At 50.9% G+C, this 13,413-nt stretch carries 17 protein-coding genes; 9 read left to right on the forward strand and 8 right to left on the reverse strand.

Annotated features, from left to right (window positions below; translation table 11 throughout):
* Positions 1 to 6: 6 nt before the first annotated feature.
* Positions 7 to 642: an SCO family protein gene (locus tag CGZ75_RS23240; protein WP_089526776.1), complete on the reverse strand. Its 636-nt coding sequence runs from the start codon at positions 640 to 642 to the stop codon at positions 7 to 9.
* A 169-nt stretch (positions 643 to 811) separates the two neighbouring features.
* A complete protein-coding gene (cyoE, locus tag CGZ75_RS23245) occupies positions 812 to 1,714 on the reverse strand; it encodes a heme o synthase (protein ID WP_245851100.1) in 903 nt (300 codons plus the stop codon).
* A gap of 285 nt (positions 1,715 to 1,999) precedes the next feature.
* On the opposite strand from cyoE, the gene CGZ75_RS23250 reads away from it, so the two are divergent.
* The gene (locus tag CGZ75_RS23250) at positions 2,000 to 2,419 is read left to right on the forward strand and encodes a cell wall hydrolase (protein WP_089526779.1); all 420 of its coding nucleotides are present in this window, start codon (positions 2,000 to 2,002) and stop codon (positions 2,417 to 2,419) included.
* Positions 2,420 to 2,455: 36 nt separating this feature from the next.
* A complete protein-coding gene (gene gerQ / locus CGZ75_RS23255) occupies positions 2,456 to 2,938 on the forward strand; it encodes a spore coat protein GerQ (protein WP_245851102.1) in 483 nt (160 codons plus the stop codon).
* 2 nt (positions 2,939 to 2,940) lie between these two features.
* On the opposite strand, the gene CGZ75_RS23260 is transcribed toward gerQ, so the two are convergent.
* Positions 2,941 to 3,237: a hypothetical protein gene (locus CGZ75_RS23260; protein ID WP_089526781.1), complete on the reverse strand. Its 297-nt coding sequence runs from the start codon at positions 3,235 to 3,237 to the stop codon at positions 2,941 to 2,943.
* A 158-nt stretch (positions 3,238 to 3,395) separates the two neighbouring features.
* Between CGZ75_RS23260 and CGZ75_RS23265 the strand changes: the two genes are divergently transcribed.
* Entirely contained in the window at positions 3,396 to 4,382 is a 987-nt protein-coding gene (locus CGZ75_RS23265) for a metal-dependent hydrolase (RefSeq protein ID WP_089526783.1), read from the forward strand.
* A gap of 187 nt (positions 4,383 to 4,569) precedes the next feature.
* Here the strand turns inward: CGZ75_RS23265 and CGZ75_RS23270 are convergent, their stop codons facing one another.
* On the reverse strand, positions 4,570 to 4,788 hold the full coding sequence (locus CGZ75_RS23270; protein ID WP_089526785.1) for an alpha/beta-type small acid-soluble spore protein: 219 nt from the start codon (positions 4,786 to 4,788) through the stop codon (positions 4,570 to 4,572).
* Between the two features lie 126 nt (positions 4,789 to 4,914).
* On the opposite strand from CGZ75_RS23270, the gene CGZ75_RS23275 reads away from it, so the two are divergent.
* Entirely contained in the window at positions 4,915 to 5,097 is a 183-nt protein-coding gene (locus CGZ75_RS23275) for a DUF5325 family protein (RefSeq protein WP_089526787.1), read from the forward strand.
* A 162-nt stretch (positions 5,098 to 5,259) separates the two neighbouring features.
* Here CGZ75_RS23275 and trpS read toward each other — a convergent pair whose 3' ends face one another.
* Positions 5,260 to 6,243 carry a tryptophan--tRNA ligase gene (trpS, locus tag CGZ75_RS23280; protein ID WP_089526986.1) on the reverse strand — a complete coding sequence of 328 codons (984 nt, stop codon included), beginning with the start codon at positions 6,241 to 6,243 and terminating at the stop codon, positions 5,260 to 5,262.
* A 468-nt stretch (positions 6,244 to 6,711) separates the two neighbouring features.
* Between trpS and CGZ75_RS23285 the strand changes: the two genes are divergently transcribed.
* The 3 genes from CGZ75_RS23285 (at position 6,712) to CGZ75_RS23295 (ending at position 8,369) form a co-directional block, all read left to right on the forward strand.
* Positions 6,712 to 7,713 carry a permease gene (locus tag CGZ75_RS23285; RefSeq protein ID WP_089526789.1) on the forward strand — a complete coding sequence of 334 codons (1,002 nt, stop codon included), beginning with the start codon at positions 6,712 to 6,714 and terminating at the stop codon, positions 7,711 to 7,713.
* Positions 7,714 to 7,725: 12 nt separating this feature from the next.
* On the forward strand, positions 7,726 to 8,052 hold the full coding sequence (locus CGZ75_RS23290) for a DUF1980 domain-containing protein (RefSeq protein ID WP_089526791.1): 327 nt from the start codon (positions 7,726 to 7,728) through the stop codon (positions 8,050 to 8,052).
* Positions 8,053 to 8,144: 92 nt separating this feature from the next.
* Positions 8,145 to 8,369, forward strand: coding sequence for an alpha/beta-type small acid-soluble spore protein (locus tag CGZ75_RS23295; protein ID WP_089526793.1), 225 nt, complete (start codon positions 8,145 to 8,147; stop codon positions 8,367 to 8,369).
* A 106-nt stretch (positions 8,370 to 8,475) separates the two neighbouring features.
* Here CGZ75_RS23295 and CGZ75_RS23300 read toward each other — a convergent pair whose 3' ends face one another.
* Positions 8,476 to 8,898, reverse strand: coding sequence for an O-methyltransferase (locus CGZ75_RS23300; RefSeq protein WP_089526795.1), 423 nt, complete (start codon positions 8,896 to 8,898; stop codon positions 8,476 to 8,478).
* Between the two features lie 302 nt (positions 8,899 to 9,200).
* Here CGZ75_RS23300 and CGZ75_RS23305 point away from each other — a divergent pair, with 302 nt between their 5' ends.
* Both CGZ75_RS23305 and CGZ75_RS23310 read left to right on the forward strand, forming a co-directional pair.
* On the forward strand, positions 9,201 to 10,457 hold the full coding sequence (locus CGZ75_RS23305) for a methyl-accepting chemotaxis protein (RefSeq protein WP_089526797.1): 1,257 nt from the start codon (positions 9,201 to 9,203) through the stop codon (positions 10,455 to 10,457).
* 156 nt (positions 10,458 to 10,613) lie between these two features.
* Complete coding sequence (locus tag CGZ75_RS23310) at positions 10,614 to 11,501, forward strand: polysaccharide deacetylase family protein (protein ID WP_245851104.1); 888 nt, start codon at positions 10,614 to 10,616, stop codon at positions 11,499 to 11,501.
* A 44-nt stretch (positions 11,502 to 11,545) separates the two neighbouring features.
* On the opposite strand, the gene CGZ75_RS23315 is transcribed toward CGZ75_RS23310, so the two are convergent.
* Complete coding sequence (locus CGZ75_RS23315; protein ID WP_089526799.1) at positions 11,546 to 12,241, reverse strand: 3D domain-containing protein; 696 nt, start codon at positions 12,239 to 12,241, stop codon at positions 11,546 to 11,548.
* A gap of 304 nt (positions 12,242 to 12,545) precedes the next feature.
* Entirely contained in the window at positions 12,546 to 13,379 is an 834-nt protein-coding gene (locus CGZ75_RS23320) for a CAP domain-containing protein (RefSeq protein ID WP_245851106.1), read from the reverse strand.
* Positions 13,380 to 13,413 lie beyond the last annotated feature (34 nt).

A 13,413-nucleotide genomic window follows, 5' to 3' on the forward strand; every position in this document is an offset into this window, starting at 1 on the left:
GCCTATCTAGGTTAGTGCTTTGACCGCTTCGACGATGGAAGCAGCGATCTCATCCGGTGTCAACTCCACGTTCATGCCACCGGTAATGTACTTGCGGATTTTGCCCTTCTTGTCTACAACCGAGATCGTATCATTATGGCTGTAGTTTTTGTTCTCGTCCACCATCAGCGAGAGCCCGAAGTCCTTAACAAGCTTCTCCGAAACAGCGGCGTCTGGATTGCGCAGGAACTTCCAGCCTGTTGTGTCCGCATTGAATTTGGCGGCGAATGCTTGGATCTTCTCTGGTGTGTCCCGCTCTGGATCAAACGTCACCGAGTTAATCTCCACCTTGCTTCCAAACAGCCCAGCCTCTTTGAGCTGATCCTGCACCTTTGACAGAATGAACGTCGTCGCCGGGCAAACATCTGGACAGTTGGCCCAATAGAAGTAATACAAGCGAACCTTACCGTCCGAATCCGCAAGGGAAACTTCCTTATTGTTATCATGCACATTTTGCAGCGTAAAGGCCGGTGCAGGCTTGTCAATCGGCATAGACACTGCGCTGCGGCTCTCGGAGTAGTTGGTATAAAGCAGATAAGCTCCCATTAGCGCGCATAGCGCGAAGAGGGCAATTTTGAACGCATGCTTACGAACGAATGGCATTGAATTCTCTCCTTTGGCCCCTATGGCCCCTATGTAAGCGCAAGCAATAAAAATGAAGAAAAACGAGCTGTCGTTCTAATAAAAACAAACGCTCAGCTCGCATCGGCAAGCTCCGCAAACTGCGGAGCCACACCCTTGTAAAACTTGTCCGATCCGAAATAATAATCCATCACGGGAATAAACTTGTAATCCAGCCCGAAGCATTCGCATCACGCTGAGTATCCACAATCATGAGCAGAAAAACGACGAGCAAATAGTTGACCGAGATAAGGAAGTTCGTCTTGGCCCACTTCTCCGTCTTCTCCTCCGACTTGGCGTTCATGCCGAAGAGCGTATGGACGAACCAGACGATAGTCAGAATGCCGCCAACCCACAGGAACCACTGTCCGGTGTAGCCATACGCGTACATTAGAATTACGGTTGGAATCAACAGCAGCACGTAAGGAATCATTTGCAGCTTCGTCCGCTTGATGCCCTTGACGACGGGGAGTAGCGGGTAGCCGGCTGCACGGTACTCTTCCACCCTGCGGATGGCGAGTGACCAGAAATGTGCAGGCTGCCATAGGAAAAGCAGTGCAAACAAAATCCAGGCACCAGCATCCACAGTTCCGGTTACGGCACAGTAACCGATGACTGGAGGCATCGCCCCGGAGATGCCTCCGATGGACGTGCTCCAAGTGGAGCTGCGTTTCAACCAGATCGTGTAAACCACGATATAAACGAACCAGCCCAACAGGCCGAGCCAGCCGGCCAGCGAGTTAACCATTAGAAAAAGCAAAACGAGACCGGCAGCCCCCAGCAGCAAGCCGTAGGCGATGACAAACCCGGGAGAGATGCGCCCCGTGGGCAGAGCGCGATTTTTGGTACGTTCCATTCTCGTATCCAGTTCGCGGTCCCAGTAATTATTGATGACGCAGGCCGAAGCCATAGTTAAGGAAGTTCCGATCAACATCCAGATCAGCAGCATCCAATCGATACTCCAGCGGGATGCTACCCAAAAACCGCCAAAAGCTGCAAAAGCGTTCATCCGAACGATTCCCGGCTTTGTAAGTGCAATCAGGTCTTTCAGCACAGTCGTGCGCCTCCTGTTTTTGGAGCGGCAAAAGCGCATCGCGGCGCTAAGGGCTTCAGTATTCAACTTTACTAATGATACCGAAAATAAAACCTGGTGACAACGCAACGGTTGACTTGTTCAAGATTTCGACATGCCAGTGTCAATATTTCGACCTTTTTTTGGCATAAAGAAGGCACACCTGGCATTTGCCCGCATAGATTATACATGTGGTCATAAGCCCACGCGGGAGGGCATCCGGTTAAATGTGCCAGAACCCCGCAGGAGGAGCGTGATTCCAGAGAGATGGCGATCAAAACGAACTCCGCGGACACTAAGTTACTTGCCCGGCTGATGCGGGCGGAGGCAGAGGGCGAAGGCGAGCTCGGTATGCTCATGGTCGGTAATGTAAGCGTCAATCGCGTGCTCAGCAATTGCCTCGACTTTCGCAATATCCGTTCCATACCGGATATGGTGTATCAAAGTCCCGGTGGATATGAAGCCGTGCAAAAAAGCTATTTTTACCAGAAGGCCAGAGACAAAGAAATTCGGCTTGCAGAGCGGGTTATCAAAGGTGAACGGCAGCATCCGGCCAGCAATGCATTATGGTTCTTCCGTCCTTCCGGCGGCTGCCCAGGAACATGGTATGACCAGGCCAACACAGGCCGCTATAAAGCGCATTGCTTCTTTGCTCCAACAGCATCAGACTGCCCGAATGTTTATTGATTGCGAACGATAAATCAGAGAGAGCGGGGAATTCTAATGTCGAATACTTATGACTATCGCATGTACGCCCAAGGTGGCTATCCCGGAATGCCAATGCCTTACAACCCTCCAATGTGGGCCAACAACAGTGCCATGATGCCTTCAACGATGACGATGCCTAGCAGCGTCGTTGCTATGCCTCCAGCTGTACCAAACGGAGCTGTCGTTACGCCGCAGGGCGGCACGATTCAGGCCATTCCTACCGAGGAATCCTATGTTGAGAACATCCTGCGGTTGAACCGCGGCAAGATGGCTACATTCTATATGACTTATGAAAACAACAAAGAATGGAACGCCAAAATCTTCCGCGGCATCATTGAAGCTGCCGGCCGTGACCACATCATCATCAGCGATCCCGCTACAGGAATGCGTTACCTTTTGCTCACGCTCAACTTGGATTACGTTACCTTCGACGGCCCAATCAACTATGAGTACGCATTCCAAGGTCAAATGATCACTAACACGACTCCAGCAATGTAAGCCTAATTTAGCGGCAATATCGGCTTGAAAGTCCAGGCGTGAATGCGATCGGGACCGCCAACTGTCCAGCCGCTTATCGGCTTCCAAGGAGAGCGCCCATCAAGGCGCTCTTCTTTGCATGCTGCCGCTTCCTCTTCGGAAGCGACTGGCCATATTTCAACAAACAGCCCGGGCTGCTCGTTTCCCTCGTACAACTGTAGGCCTGAATTAAGCAGGCGCAGCTGCCCCAGCAGCTTTAAATATTCCTCCCGGTGTTTTTCTTCTATTTTGTATTCCACCATCAGAGCGAAATTTTGCATTTTTGTAAGGCTCCTTCCTGTGCTCAGCTTGTCCGATTTCAACATTTCCTTATCCTAGCATCCCCAGCTGGCTCTGTCCAAGCAGCGTTGGGATAGCGCCAATTGCCCGGGGGAATGCTACTTTCAAAACAAACTCAGCTTAAAAAGGAGGGGTTCAGCTGGATACGGGCACGCATCTGGTATTTGGTCTTGGACTTGCCGGCCTAGCCACCGTAGATCCGGCTGTGGCCGCCAGTCCAGCGCTATTCGGCGCCGTTATGACGGGCACAATCATCGGCTCCCAAGCGCCAGATCTCGACAGCTTTCTAAGACTGAAAAGCAATGCTCTTTACATTAAAAATCACCGTGGCGCTTCCCATTCTCTCCCGGCTGTACTGGGCTGGACTGCGATTATAACAGCTGCTATTGCGTGGGCATGGCAAGGAAACATCGCTTGGACGAACTTAGTCTTCTGGGTATTGCTGGCCGTCTCCGTTCATGTGTTCAGCGATTGCTTCAATACCTACGGAACACAAGCGGCACGGCCAATCTCGCCAAAGTGGATCTCGTGGAACATCATTCACATTTTTGATCCCTTTCTGTTCATTAGCCATACCGCAGCCTTGCTGCTCTGGGCGTTTGGGGCGGCTGCTCCACAGATTATCTTTCCGATTCTTTATTTGTTCATTGTGCTTTATTATGTTTGGCGAACGCTCGAGCATAAACGTGTAGCACGCTCACTGCCAACGCTTGATCCATTGGCATCGGAAGGCGAAAGTTACATTTTGATCCCGACGCTTCGCCCTAACAGTTGGAATATCGTTAAGCAGCTACAAGATGGTGCTTTTCGGATAGGTGATCTTCGCAAAGGAAAACTTACCTGGAACGGCTTCGCCCGCTGCCAAGAGCATCCCGCCATTGAGCAATCCAAATTTGATGCTTCCGTGAAGGCTTTCCTCTATTTCACATCGTTCTCTTGCTCGGAGGTTACGGAGCATTCATGGGGCTACGAGGTTAGATGGTTTGATGTTCGCTATCGCTACCGCAAGCAGTATCCTTTCGTCGCCGTCGTTGTCATGGACCTTGATTATAAAACGCTTGGCTCCTATGTGGGCTGGCTTAGCGACGAGAGACTGCAAAAAAGGCTGCGCATGAACACCTATTGATCCTTCCGCCAGCAGATTTGGCGGTGATTGGATGGTTGACCAATTGGGCCCCCTTGATTCACAATAGAGGGGGCCTTTTGCATGCGGCAAGCATGTTCTTATGAACAAAAAAAAGCCCAAGGTTTCCCTTGGACTTTTTCCGGCAACACGGTCAGACTGACCGTGCAGCCATTGCTTTGTATTTCGCTTAGCGTTGGTTTCCAGACAGTTGTTGCTCGGCGATTTGCACCAGTTTCTTGGTGATGTAGCCGCCCAGCGAACCTGCGTCGCGAGTTGCGATGTTGCCGTAGTATCCGTCAGCAGGAATTTGTACACCTAGGCTTTGTGCTGCTTCGAATTTCATTTGCTCCAGAGCTTGTTTTGCACCTGGTACGACCAGTCTGTTGCTGCCGCTTTTGCTTGCCATTGTGAATTGCTCCTTTCGAAGATCGCACTGTGATGTGTGTTGCAAACTTATTATGTTCCGAATCAACAGTTCTATTCTACGCTTAGAGATTTTTTTTCAACTTCATTCCGGGAGGCACTCAACCCTATGTCCAAGCCCCTTGCTTTGATCTATTCGTTACTGTCCATCGCCCTTATGACCGGGACAGCGATCGCCATCAGCTACAACGCCTGGTTGGCTATCGCACTGGGAGTCGCTACATGCCTCTTCATTGGCGGCGGCTTCATGTTGAAGTCGCGACTGAAGCACAATAAACCAGCAGAACGCTGATTTGTGCATAGGCTAGACTTATTTCTGGCCTCATAATACGAAAAGAGCGTCAGCCCCATTGTCGGCTAGACGCTCTTTTTCTACTTGATGGAATGGTCAAAGGCCAACTCATCAGCTGCTTCTAATGAAATGATCCCTGCAGTAACCTGATCTACGAGTTGATTATCCCTTCAGGAAGCCCATCTTCTCTTTAACACCCTCAACAGTGCGGTCAGCGACCCCTGCAGCTTTGGCTGCTCCTTCGCGCAGTACATCCTCCAACATTCCCGAGCTGCGGATTTCGTGATAGCGCTGCTGAAGCGGCTCAAGCACGTCTACGACCCGCTCGGCCAATTCTTTCTTGAATGGTCCGTAACCCTGTCCTTCAAATTTAGCTTCAACCTCGGCAAGAGACAATCCCGACATTTGCGCATAAATGCCCATCAGATTGCTTACCTCAGGCTTGTTCGCCTGGTCAAATCTGATTTCACGGCCGGAGTCCGTCGTGGCGCGGCTAATTTTTTTACGGATCACATCCGGTGAATCCAGCAAAGCGATGAAGCTGCCGGGATTCGGATTGCTCTTGCTCATTTTTTTGGAGGCGTCATCAAGCGACATGATGCGAGCGCCTACCTCTGGGATATATGGCTGCGGAATGGTGAAAAAATCGCCATAGCGACTATTGAAGCGTCCAGCCAGATCGCGAGTAAGCTCCAAATGCTGCTTCTGATCGTCACCGACAGGTACCAGGTCCGCATTATAGACCAGAATATCAGCCGCCATAAGCGACGGATAGATAAATAGGCCGGCCCCTACCGAATCTTTGCCGGCGGACTTGTCTTTGAACTGTGTCATTCGCTCCAGCTCACCGATCGACGTCATCGTTGTCATCAACCATCCCAGCTCGGCATGTGCTCGCACATGTGATTGCATGTAGACTGCCGAGCGCTGCGGGTCGATCCCCGCCGCCAAATAGAGCGCCGCTATTGCTTGAGACTGCTCGCGAAGCGAAGACGGCTCCTGTGGTACCGTTACGGCATGCAGATCAACAACCATAAAGTAGCACTCATGGGTTTCCTGCAGTTTGACAAAATTTTTAATCGCTCCGATGTAGTTGCCTAGTGTAAGCTGGCCGCTCGGCTGGATGCCGGATAGCACTTTTTTCATCATGCATCACGCCTTTTCTCGATATTTGTAAACCTAAAATTTGGTCAAAAAAAAACGCAAAAAAGGCCTCTCGCCGTAAGGGACGAGAGACCGTGGTGCCACCCTAATTCACCGGCGATGCTCATAGAGCTGGCCAGTCTTGGAATCCGTTAACGAGGATCAGTCGGGGCAATCGCCCGGCTCCAGAGTCCATTCCGCACCTGCCCATCCCGCCGGCTTCACAGCTACCGCCAGCTCTCTGATGAATGGCCGTTATAAGCGCGTACTCCATTCTGTTCAATGCCTTTAGCCCGATTATAGCGATCCCGCTAAAAATGTCAAGCCAACCCAGCCTTACTATTCTGGTGGAGAATTGGAGAAGACGGTGCTTCTAGAAGCCCCCACTCCCGAATAAACTGGCTTCAAGCTCCTTCTGCGAGCTTAATCCAGGCCGGACAAGCCTGTAGAAAGGTTGGCGAACTTCATCCTATGCAAAAACCGATCCTCCCGTTACTGACGGCTGCTTCGGCAATCGGGAGTGGCATTGTCGCCTTGCTCATTATTCGCCGGGATTCCGGCATTACAATTGAAGAAGTTAAACGCTTTAATGTTGTGTTTACAGGTATTTTACTTGAGGCGCTGCCCTTTGTTTTATTAGGGGTCATACTCTCGGCAATTTTGCAGGTATTTGTATCGGATCGCCTCATCCGGCGGCTCATGCCGCGCCATCCGCTGCTCGCTGTAACGGTTGCGGGTCTCCTTGGCATCCTGTTTCCGCTTTGTGAATGCGGCATGATTCCTGTCGTTCGGCGGCTTATCCGCAAAGGAATGCCTGCCTACGCGGGCATTGTCTATATTCTTGCTGGACCGGTGGTCAATCCGGTTGTATTCATTTCGACCTGGACGGCCTTCAGCGGCACGCCGCAAATGGCCTTCGCCCGTGTCGGACTCGCCTTTGCCGTAGCAACGTTAACGGGACTTATGCTCTGGAAATTGCTGAAGAGCGATCCGCTCAAAGTTGATCTCGCTTCCCTGTATGCCTCGCTTCCGGAGCAGGTGAACCAGCCGGCGCAATCCAGGGGCAAGGAGGTACAATCGGCCGTTCTGCACGCCTCAGATGAATTTTTCGATATGGGCAAGTACCTGGTAATGGGAGCCGTTCTCGCCGCTCTTTTTCAAACGACTGTGAGTCGGGCTTTTCTTGAAGAGCTTGGGGGCAATCAGTTGCTCTCCCATCTATTCCTGATGGGACTGGCCTTCCTGCTGTCTCTCTGCTCCACCTCGGATGCGTTCGTCGCCGCTTCTTTCAGCGGCAGCTTCGAGAATGGGGCTCTGCTCGCCTTCCTCGTATTCGGTCCCATGATCGATTTGAAAAGCACGTTGCTGCTGCTGGCCTCCTTCCGTACGCGGGTCGTCCTGGGCATCATTGGGCTCGCAGCAACGCTCGCCTTGAGTGGTTCCTGGTTGTTGGAAGCCATTTATCTTCCTTAGGAGGTTATTCCCATGTTAACTGAGCGCAGCATACTCGCGCTGCATCATCTTGCAAGAGCTGTTGTACTAGGCATACTTTCCCTTACCGCTACTTTTATGGCGAGAGCCGGCAAACTTAAGCTTTATGTTGAACCACAGATGATCCTCGTCCTTAAGCTATCTCTGTTGGCACTGTTTGTGCTCTCCTTGTTCCAGCTATTTAGCGCTGTGCAGGCTTGGAAGGGAAACAACGTACAAGCGGATTGCAACTGTGGAGGGCATTCACCACCGGCTGGAATTTCGCAGTCGTTGTTTCTGTACGCCTTGTTTCTTCTTCCCGTTTTGCTCGGCCTCATCTAGGTGCAAACAATTCGATAAAATTCCTTTTTCCAAAATGAGTATAGAATGGAAATCCGTAAGCATACTACCTCTTACAAGAGGAGGTGACACATATGGCAGGATCCCGCAGCAACAGACTGGTTGTCCCTGGCTGCCAAGCCGCTCTCGAGCAAATGAAATACGAAGCCGCTCAAGCGCTGGGCATTCAGATTCCACAAGATGGATACTACGGCAACATGGCGACTCGTGACGCCGGTTCCCTGGGCGGATACATAACCAAACGCCTGGTTGAAATCGCTGAGCAACAGCTCTCCGGAAACGCAGGACGCATGCGCTAATTGCAGCGTCAATACGCTCCAAACAAAAACAAATTAGCCCTAGAATTAAAAAAACAGCCCCAGTCCATTTAAAAATGGACAGGGGCTGTTTTTTGGGGAACATCAATTAGTCTTCCGATACACCGCGATCCCAAATAGTCGGATGTTTCGGCTCGTAGCGAAAATGAGAGCTGGCCATATTGTAATTCGACTCACAAAGCATACTTGCCGACCAACTGGATGCAGCGCCTTGACGGACTGAAAAATCAAACAAAATTTCGCCATGTGTCCAATCCCATTTGTGCTTCAGTGCATCAACGGCCATCTGTCTAAATTCCTTTACTTGATCGGCGGTCAGCCCTTTTAGCGATTGGGAGGAGTTTTGATTTTTTAGCTCGATGGGGTTATGACGGATTCCATATTTGCCAACTGTATTGTTCCTAATATGAATAAGAACTGTACCAGCAGAAGCATGGGTAAGTTCCGATTCAAGCTGGCGGAATACAAAGTCCACTTGGCGAGCTAGCGGCGAAGAGCTGTTGCTTGGCATAAATTTCACCTCCGATCTCGATAGATTAGGCGACGAAACCTCTGGATGCACGAAGCACAGCTGTAGCGACATTATAGGACAAGCTTATTTCCCCATCAACTAAAAATTTACAAAATATGATATTATTCTACCTACAACTAGGACTTTATGATCTGTTTAGCAATAAAATCTGCCCTAAAAAACGGACTTTAGAACTAGTTATTTGGGAATTCCTTTCCCTGGACCTACATATTTTCCCTCTGAATGCCGATTAAAAGATAACGCTTACTTATGTCTATTTTGAAGCGATAGGGGTCGATAACATGGAATGGTATCATGCTCTTTCAATCAAACAAAAAGTCCGCGTTGGCATTTATGCCTCGTTGGCCGTATCCGTTTTGTTCTTCCTAATTTTGAGCTTAATTGCAGGATCACCGCTTTGGCCAGTCGCTGTGGCGTTAGTCGTTGGCGCCGCTGCATCCTATCCCCTCGCTTCAGTTGTGGAGAAGTCGCTAACGGGCTCGATTGAGGATATGACCTTGGTCGCTTACCGAATTGCCAAAGGCGACTTTACACAGCGCGTCGACACTTCCAGTTCTTCCTTGGGACAGCTCGCTCATTCCTTCAACAGCATGATCGATAAGCTGCGCGAAATTCTCGCTGACACGTCCCGGATCAGCCGTCTCGTCAATGACACAAGTACCAGCATCTACGACAAGAACAGCGAGGTAAAAAGCGTCATGGAGCAGGTCGCCCTTTCTGCGGGAGAGCTCGCCACCGGAGCAAATGAGATTTCCGAAGAAGTCGGAGATATGAGTGAATCCATCCGTGAGATCGAGAACAAGGTATCCTCCTACGCCGATTCCAGCCGACAAATGAACGAGCGCTCCGAAGCTGCCCTGCAGCTCGTACAGCGCGGACAGCAATCCGTAGAAACCCAAGCAGAGGGTACTCGCCGTACAGCAGAGGCCGCCTCCCATGTGTCCTCGGCTATCGCCCGTTTGTCCGAAGCGGCAAGCGGCATCTCCGCCATCACGCGTACGATCTCCGACTTGGCTGAGCAGACCAACCTCCTCTCCCTCAACGCTTCCATAGAAGCAGCACGAGCGGGTGAACATGGCAAGGGCTTCGCCGTAGTCGCGCAGGAAGTGCGTAAGCTGGCAGAGGAATCAACTGCCTCGACCAAGGAAGTATTCAACCTCGTCAAAGGCATTGAGTCGGGGCTTAAGGACGCAACTGCTAATATGAAGATCAACGAGAAGGCGGTAGAAATGCAGTCCGAGATGCTTCAAGAGACTGAGGCCGTATTCAGCGAAATCGTATCCAGCATGCATTTTATCTCAGAGCAGATCCAATTGTTCGCCCGAGAAAGCGAGAGCATGCAGGACAACGCTCGCACCATCTCCTTGGCCATCGGCAATATCTCTGCCATCACTCAACAATCGGCAGCCGGTACGCAGCAGGTATCCTCTTCCATGAATGGGCAGATCGACTCCATTCAGAGCGTCGTGGAGGAGACGGCCCGCATGCAACAGATGGCCTCCCAGCTTCAGCGGACGATTCAAATTTTCAAAATATAAGCCTTAATCCATTCAACTTGAAAGGCTCCCACGCATTTTGTGTCAAAGCTTTGTACATCAAGAATGAGTGCAGCCTGCACAGGGAATAGCTAATCGGCAAGCCTCAGAGCCATCTCGTCAGCCACGCGGCATTTTAACAAGCAAGGGGGTGGAGTGGTGAACTTCGCATGCAAGCGCGACAACAACATACGCATGATTCGAACCATTATCGGTCTTGTATGGCTGCTTCTGCTCGTAGCAGGAGTAGCTGGATGCGGACGTTTTGCCGCTCTGCAGCAAAAAGATCCCCCTCAAGGTGACCTTTACACTGCACACAACGGCTCGATTTCAGTATCAGCCAATGCCGTCACTCAATCTAAGCCGCGCCGAGTTTCCTGGATTACACTGGCTCGCAAATACCCAGGTGCTTTCGCCACTCGTGGACCGACTTCATCCAAACGGGTCGCGCTGACCTTTGATGATGTGCCGGATCTGGAATATACCCCCCAGGTGCTGGACATTCTGGCTCGCGAAAAGGTGAAGGCAACCTTCTTTGTTGTTGGGGAGCGTGCCGCGAAACATCCCGAGATGGTTCGCCGCATAATCACTGAGGGTCATTCCGTCGGTAATCATTCCTATGACCATACCTCTTACGCCCTGCTCTCCATGAGAAAGTTCGAGGATCAGATCGAGCGGACAGGCAACATCCTGCATAGTCAGATTGGATATACGCCGCGCTTCCTTCGCCCGCCATACGGCGAGATCACACCAGCACAGCTGATGTGGACGCAGAGCAGGGGATATTTTGTAGCCAACTGGAATGTCGACACAGAGGATTGGAAAGGACTCAGTGCCGGGCGAATTCTCCGCAACGTACGGAGGACGCTCGGCCCCGGCAGCATTATCCTTCAACACGCTGGAGGCGGCGTCGGAGAGGATCTGAGCGGCACGGTTAAGGCGCTGCCAAGTTTGATCCGCATCCTCAAGCAGAAGGGCTACGAGCTCGTCACGATTCCAGAGATGTTTAGCGAGTCGCAAGAGTTGGAAAGCATGCGCCTATATTGAAAAAACCCGGCCCCTTTATTCGGGGACCGGGCTTTTTCATCGCTTTATTTCAATACATGTACCTTAACCCACTGGTAACCAAAAACCTTGGCCTGTGAAGTTGTGCCTGGCACGAATAGATCGATTCGTTCGCCCTTGATGGCGCCGCCAACATCAGAAGCTGTGGCAATCATGCCGCCATCAGGCAGACCATTGTAATCGTAGCCTGTAATGTACAGCTTCGTGCCGAGTGGTATTTCCTTTGGATCAACAGCGACCGTTCCAACTTTCAACGTATTGCCGAAGTAATCCACCGCTCCCCATTTACCGTTTTCCGAAGCAGCTGATGTGTAGGCGCTCGCTTTGATGTTCAACGTACGGCCGATCTTGTACGAAGTACCGGAAGGAGCAATGATATGTTTCGCTCCATCTTCCTTGGTGAGCATCTGGATGTTTTTAGTCGAAGCCGCCTTCATGCTGTTGTTCTTGTTGCTGGCGACGTTGTTGTTGCTCTTGGCACTGGCAGGAATGGATAGCGTCAGTCCAGGGTAAATATTAGTTGGCTTCACGTCTTTATTAAAAGACATCAGCTTTTCGAGCGGCACATCGAAGCTGCGGGACAGCTCCCAGAATGTATCGCCGACTTTAGCCGTATAATCCGTCGCGGCAAATGCCTGAGCGGGAGCAGTTAAAATAATAAGGCCAGCCAGAGCGGCGGCGGCAGGTTTAACGATTGGGCGGAGCATGGACTTGATTTTCATCAGTTTGGTTCCTCCTGGTTGCTTTGCTGTTTGGAACAAAGCTCGTGTTGTTGTTATCGGTATGACTTGATTGCTACAGGTGCCAGAATAACACAGGCTCAGCGGCAATTGGACATCCAAAAAACACCAGTAAGAATTTATGAAAGGCTCTCATTTTTGCTTTATAGCGGTTATGTTAAGCCTGGCAAGGGTTATTCGACTTTACTCGAAACGCGGCTGTGAGTAGGATGAAAAAATTCTAATCGCGTTTTCTAAATAAAAAAAGCTTGCCGGCAGCGCCGGCAAGCAGAAGATTATAAGGGCATTAACCTTTAAACATTTGAACCCAGACGCCGTTATGGTAAGCAACTCCGATACTCGTATAGCTGCTCTTCATGATGTTGGCCTTGTGTCCAGGGCTTTCCATCCAAGCTTTCATAACCTCTTCAGGAGTACGTTGACCTTTAGCGATGTTCTCACCTGCCGTGTTGTACTTGATTCCATTAGCTGCCATCATGTCGAACGGCGAACCGTACGTAGGCGAAGTATGGGAGAAGTAGTTGTTTACATACATATCCTTGGCTTTGTCCATAGCTACTTTAGACAGCGCCGCATCACTGGCTAGCGCACCAAGACCTTGTTTTGCACGCTCTTGGTTAACGATGCTGACTACCTGCTGAGCGAAGGCCGTGCTGCTCTCCCCCTGTCCGCCTCCAGGTGCCGCCGTCGGAGCTGGAGTTGCGGTTGGCTTCGGCGTTACTATCGGAGCTGCGGTTGGTTTTGGTGTTGCCGTTGGAGCTGCGGTTGGTTTTGGCGTTGCCGTTGGAGCTGCCGTTGGTTTTGGCGTTGCCGTCGGCTTCGGCGTTGTCGTTGGTTTTGCCGTTGGTTTTGGCGTTGCTTCTGGCTTTTGCGTAGGTTTTGCTGTTGGCAATGGCTTAATGATGATGAAACCGCCGGACCAATTGAAGCTGTTCTGCTTCAGTTTATTCAGCACTTCCTCGAAGTTTAAGCCATAAGCGCTATAAAATTGCTGCTGGAGCTTGGAAACAGATTTCTCCGAAGGGGCTGTCGCGCTGGCAGTTCCGACTGCCGCTGTTCCCGAAAAGGCTACTCCTACAGCAAGTGCAAGAGACAATGTTGTGCGTTTCTTATTATTCAATTTAATTTCTCCTCCTGTTATTCTCCGCCTTGGC

The organism is Paenibacillus herberti (assembly GCF_002233675.1).
In the GTDB taxonomy this organism is placed as follows: Bacteria; Bacillota; Bacilli; order Paenibacillales; family Paenibacillaceae; genus Paenibacillus_O; species Paenibacillus_O herberti.

Bases quoted from the DNA above. Each gene is read 5' to 3' on its own strand.
- CGZ75_RS23240 (WP_089526776.1), bottom strand. From the start codon at position 642: ATGCCATTCGTTCGTAAGCATGCGTTCAAAATTGCCCTCTTCGCGCTA.
- trpS (WP_089526986.1), bottom strand. From the start codon at position 6,243: ATGAAAAAAGTGCTATCCGGCATCCAGCCGAGCGGCCAGCTTACACTA.
- CGZ75_RS23305 (WP_089526797.1), top strand. From the start codon at position 9,201: ATGGAATGGTATCATGCTCTTTCAATCAAACAAAAAGTCCGCGTTGGC.
- CGZ75_RS23315 (WP_089526799.1), bottom strand. From the start codon at position 12,241: ATGAAAATCAAGTCCATGCTCCGCCCAATCGTTAAACCTGCCGCCGCC.
- CGZ75_RS23300 (WP_089526795.1), bottom strand. From the start codon at position 8,898: ATGCCAAGCAACAGCTCTTCGCCGCTAGCTCGCCAAGTGGACTTTGTA.
- gerQ (WP_245851102.1), top strand. From the start codon at position 2,456: ATGTCGAATACTTATGACTATCGCATGTACGCCCAAGGTGGCTATCCC.
- CGZ75_RS23285 (WP_089526789.1), top strand. From the start codon at position 6,712: ATGCAAAAACCGATCCTCCCGTTACTGACGGCTGCTTCGGCAATCGGG.
- CGZ75_RS23275 (WP_089526787.1), top strand. From the start codon at position 4,915: ATGTCCAAGCCCCTTGCTTTGATCTATTCGTTACTGTCCATCGCCCTT.
- CGZ75_RS23295 (WP_089526793.1), top strand. From the start codon at position 8,145: ATGGCAGGATCCCGCAGCAACAGACTGGTTGTCCCTGGCTGCCAAGCC.
- CGZ75_RS23250 (WP_089526779.1), top strand. From the start codon at position 2,000: ATGGCGATCAAAACGAACTCCGCGGACACTAAGTTACTTGCCCGGCTG.
- CGZ75_RS23260 (WP_089526781.1), bottom strand. From the start codon at position 3,237: ATGCAAAATTTCGCTCTGATGGTGGAATACAAAATAGAAGAAAAACAC.
- CGZ75_RS23270 (WP_089526785.1), bottom strand. From the start codon at position 4,788: ATGGCAAGCAAAAGCGGCAGCAACAGACTGGTCGTACCAGGTGCAAAA.
- CGZ75_RS23290 (WP_089526791.1), top strand. From the start codon at position 7,726: ATGTTAACTGAGCGCAGCATACTCGCGCTGCATCATCTTGCAAGAGCT.